6 protein-coding genes are annotated in these 3,593 nt (G+C 65.8%); 1 reads left to right on the top strand and 5 read right to left on the bottom strand.

Going from position 1 to position 3,593, the window contains the following annotated elements:
* From VGG51_08235 to VGG51_08215, 5 genes are all read right to left on the bottom strand, one after another.
* On the bottom strand, positions 1-216 hold a 216-nt coding region (locus VGG51_08235; GenBank protein ID HEY1883014.1), incomplete at its 3' end, for a hypothetical protein.
* Positions 213-779, bottom strand: coding sequence for an orotate phosphoribosyltransferase (gene pyrE / locus VGG51_08230; GenBank protein ID HEY1883013.1), 567 nt, complete (start codon positions 777-779; stop codon positions 213-215). The genes VGG51_08235 and pyrE, both read right to left, overlap by 4 nt.
* Positions 776-1,495 carry an orotidine-5'-phosphate decarboxylase gene (gene pyrF, locus VGG51_08225; GenBank protein ID HEY1883012.1) on the bottom strand — a complete coding sequence of 240 codons (720 nt, stop codon included), beginning with the start codon at positions 1,493-1,495 and terminating at the stop codon, positions 776-778. Before pyrF ends, pyrE begins: the two co-directional genes overlap by 4 nt.
* A 20-nt stretch (positions 1,496-1,515) precedes the next feature.
* Positions 1,516-2,466: a dihydroorotate dehydrogenase gene (locus tag VGG51_08220; protein ID HEY1883011.1), complete on the bottom strand. Its 951-nt coding sequence runs from the start codon at positions 2,464-2,466 to the stop codon at positions 1,516-1,518.
* Positions 2,460-3,284, bottom strand: coding sequence for a dihydroorotate dehydrogenase electron transfer subunit (locus VGG51_08215; GenBank protein HEY1883010.1), 825 nt, complete (start codon positions 3,282-3,284; stop codon positions 2,460-2,462). The genes VGG51_08220 and VGG51_08215 overlap by 7 nt, the downstream gene beginning before the upstream one ends.
* Positions 3,285-3,401: 117 nt before the next feature.
* On the opposite strand from VGG51_08215, the gene VGG51_08210 reads away from it, so the two are divergent.
* A complete protein-coding gene (locus VGG51_08210; protein ID HEY1883009.1) occupies positions 3,402-3,542 on the top strand; it encodes a hypothetical protein in 141 nt (46 codons plus the stop codon).
* The last annotated feature ends 51 nt before the right edge of the window (positions 3,543-3,593 follow it).

The following is a 3,593-nucleotide window of genomic DNA, read 5'->3' as shown; positions in this document are numbered from 1 at the left end:
CAGCAGCAAAAAGCCGGCGCGCCGGCCTCCGGCTTCGGCGATCAGTGCGACGTGCGAGCGATTTTCCACGTTTTCGATCAGCCGCTCCAAGGCGAGCTGCGTGACGGCCTCCGGCGCGCGCCGGAACTCGGCGACGCTCGCAGCGACCGTACGGCGTCCGAGATCGTCGACGAACGCTCGATCGGCGCCCGCGAGCGGTCGGACGGTGACGTTCACGGCCGGCGCGATCCGGGGTCGTCGATCGGCTGTCCCGCGGCGCACGACGGACACTCGGCGGCTTCGTACGAGACGATTGGAAGGTCGAGCAGAACGTGCGTCGGCACCCCGAACTCCGCGCGACCGCGCATCACGACGATGCCGACGCCGGCGACTTGCGCGCCGTGGCCGCGCACCACGTCGATCACCTCGTGCACCGAAAGACCGGTGGTTACGACGTCCTCGACGATCAGCGCACGGTCCTCGCCGCTCAGTGCGAAGTTGCGGCGTAAGACCGGCACGCCGTTTTCCTTTTCCACGAAGATCGCCTTGGTTCGGAGCTGGCGAGCGACTTCGTAGCCCAGAACGATGCCGCCGACCGCCGCACTCACCACGACCGTCGGCCGGACTCGCGCGAAGGCGTCGGCGATCGCGCGCGCCACCGGCTCGACGAGCGAGGGGTCTTCGAGAATTCGAAATTTTTGAATGAAGCGGTCGCTATGGCGACCCGAGCTCAAGCGAAAGTGCCCGTCCAGCAACGCGCCGCGTTCGGAGAGCAAGCGCGCCAGGTCGGGCGGCGTCATGCGGTCTGCTTTTGGCGCATTTCGGCAAGGATCGCCTCGGCGGCGGCTCGCGGATCGGACGCTTCGGTAATCGGCCGCCCGACGACCAGGTAGTCGGCTCCTGCCGCCACCGCCTCGGCCGGCGTCACCACCCGCTTTTGGTCCGCGTGCGCCGCTCCAGCCGGACGAATCCCGGGCGTCAATGTGAGAAAATCTTCGCCGAAGAATCGCTTGAGATCTCGAACCTCCCGCGCGCTGCAGACGACGCCCGCACAACCGGCGTCGCGCGCCAACGCGGCCAAGCGGGTCGCGTTTTCACCCGGACCGCCCTGCAGCCCCAGTTCGTTGAGCTCCTCCGGCGCGATGCTGGTGAGGATCGTAACCGCGAAAATCAGCGGCGCCGCGATGCCCAGCTCCTGCGCCCGTTCGCTTGCGGCGTCGACTGCCGCCCGCATCATTTCGTTACCGCCCAGAGCGTGCACGTTGAGAATCTGCGCGCTGCGCCGAACGAGTTGGCGCACCGCCGCCTCGACCGTCCGCGGGATGTCGTGCAGTTTGGCATCCACGAAGGTGCGCACGTCGCGCGCTTCGCAATAGGAAAAGATGCGCTCGGGATATCCGTACAGCGCCTCCAGCCCGATCTTGAACAGCAAATCCAGCTCGTAGAGCCGATCGATCAGCTCCTCGGCTTGCGCGGGTCCGGGAACGTCGAGCGCGACGACGAGTTGTGCGGCCATCGCCCGACTACTGTCTTACGTTAGCCTTCGTCTCCTTCATACTCGTGAGCGTCGGCTAAGCCGACGTTCGCCTTCCCGACGATCTCCCGGATCGACGCGATTCCACGCTGCTGCAAATAGTCGCGCAGGCCGTTGGCGATGCGCTCGGGCGTGCGCGGGTCGGTGAAGTTCGCCGTACCGATCGCGACCGCCGCGGCGCCGGCCAAAAAGAATTCGAGCGCATCCGTGACGGTCTCGATGCCGCCTTGTCCGACGATCGGAATCGTGACCGCACGCGCCACCTCGTACACGGCCAGCACCGCGATCGGGCGAATCGCCGGGCCCGAGAGTCCGCCGGTCACGTTGCCCAACCGCGGCCGCCAAGTCTCGACGTCAATCCCCATCCCGCGCACCGTATTGATGACCGCCAATGCGTCCGCGCCGGCGGACTCGACCTCGACGGCGACGGCGGCGATATCCGTCACGTTGGGAGAGAGCTTGACGATCAGCGGCTTGTCGGTCGTCGTGCGCGCCGTTTTGACCACCTTGGCCGCCAGCGCCGGATCGCAGGCGAACGTCTCGCCTTCGCTGGCCACGTTCGGACATGAGATATTCAACTCCACGGCGGCAATCGCGTCGTCGGCCGCGAGCCGCTCGCACACGTATGCGTAGTCGTCGACGCTGAAGCCGGCTACGCTGCCGACGAGCGGACACGCTCGGCCGGCATACTTCGGCAGTTCGCGTTCGACGTACCAATCGATTCCGGGATTCTGCAAGCCGATGGCGTTGAGCATCCCGGCCGGGGTGCGAACCAAACGCGGGGTCGGATTCCCCAGCCGCGGCAGGCGCGTAACGCTCTTGAGCACGATCGCGCCGATGGCCGTTTGATCCACGAACGGAGCAAACTCGTCACCCGAGCCGTAGCAACCGCTGCCCATCAGCGTCGGATGCGACAGCCGCAGACCTCCGATGTCGGTCTCTAAACTTACCATTGCAACTCGTCGCTGCGGAACACCGGCCCTTCTTTGCAAACGCGCGCGAACACGACGTCGCTGCCGCCGCGCGAAGCGGGTGGAAAGCTCGGCGCCTGTGCGCTCGAACGCGCGAGCGGCACGACGCATCCCCAGCACCCGCCGACGCCGCATGCAAACGTCTCTTCCAGGGACAGCTGCGCGGGAACCCCGAGCTCAGCGGCGATCGCGCCGACCGCGCGCAGCATCGGCGTCGGACCGCAGGCTAAGATCAGATCGGGGGCAGGACGCTCCCCCAACAACTCGGTCACGAATCCATGCCGTCCGCGACTGCCGTCGTCGGTCGCCAAGACGAGTTCGCAGCCGGCCTCGCCGAAGCGCTCCGCATCCACCAGCAGCTCGCTCGTACGCGCTCCGTACAGCAATTCGACGCTCGCACCGGATCGCACGAGCGCTTGTGCCGCCAGCAGGACCGACGCGATGCCCACGCCGCCGGCAACGATTGCCGCGCGCTGTGGAACGCTCGACAGGTCGAAGCCGTTACCTAGTGGGCCGATCAGGCCGAGCGGCTCGCCGACCCGTAACTCGGCAAGCTCGTGCGTCCGCTTGCCCGTTATAAAAAACAGCAGGCTCGCTCGCGTGCCTTCGGCTTCGTAAATGCCCAGCGCCGTCGCGGCCGATTCGCCGGCAGGCGGAATCGCCATGACGAATTGACCGGGGCGCGTCGCGCGCACTAACTCCGGCGCTTCCAAACCCAGGAGAATCACCCCGGGAGCGAGTTCGCGTCGGTCGGCGACGCGCGTGACGTGAACGCGGGAGTCGTATTCGATCGCCGGCATCTTCTCATCGTTCTTTCGCCCAATTTTAAAAAATCTCCGCGAAAACTGCCGAACCGTCTTGCTTCGTCGGCCGTTATACGGTATAGAGCAGTAAGAACAAGAAAGGAGGGTCCGCAGATGGCAGGTCTTATCGTCTTCAAATCGTTGGCCGACGCGCTGCGCGCGGGCTATCAGGTTTACGACCGGACTGCGGACGGCTATCTCGTCAGAACGCGCACGGCCGCGGGCTGGGCGATGGCGCTCGTCTCTTGTAAATAGTTCGTCTTCTTCTTTTTTCCATCGATACGAGAACCGCCGGTCGGAACGACC

This window comes from Candidatus Cybelea sp., assembly GCA_036489315.1.
GTDB lineage: Bacteria > Vulcanimicrobiota > Vulcanimicrobiia > Vulcanimicrobiales > Vulcanimicrobiaceae > Cybelea.
Note: the sequence above shows the minus strand (reverse complement) of the source record. Positions and strands in the feature narration are given on the sequence as shown.

Coding starts and splice junctions, on each gene's coding strand:
- pyrE (HEY1883013.1), bottom strand. CDS start 779: ATGACGCCGCCCGACCTGGCGCGCTTGCTCTCCGAACGCGGCGCGTTG.
- pyrF (HEY1883012.1), bottom strand. CDS start 1,495: ATGGCCGCACAACTCGTCGTCGCGCTCGACGTTCCCGGACCCGCGCAA.
- VGG51_08220 (HEY1883011.1), bottom strand. CDS start 2,466: ATGGTAAGTTTAGAGACCGACATCGGAGGTCTGCGGCTGTCGCATCCG.
- VGG51_08215 (HEY1883010.1), bottom strand. CDS start 3,284: ATGCCGGCGATCGAATACGACTCCCGCGTTCACGTCACGCGCGTCGCC.
- VGG51_08210 (HEY1883009.1), top strand. CDS start 3,402: ATGGCAGGTCTTATCGTCTTCAAATCGTTGGCCGACGCGCTGCGCGCG.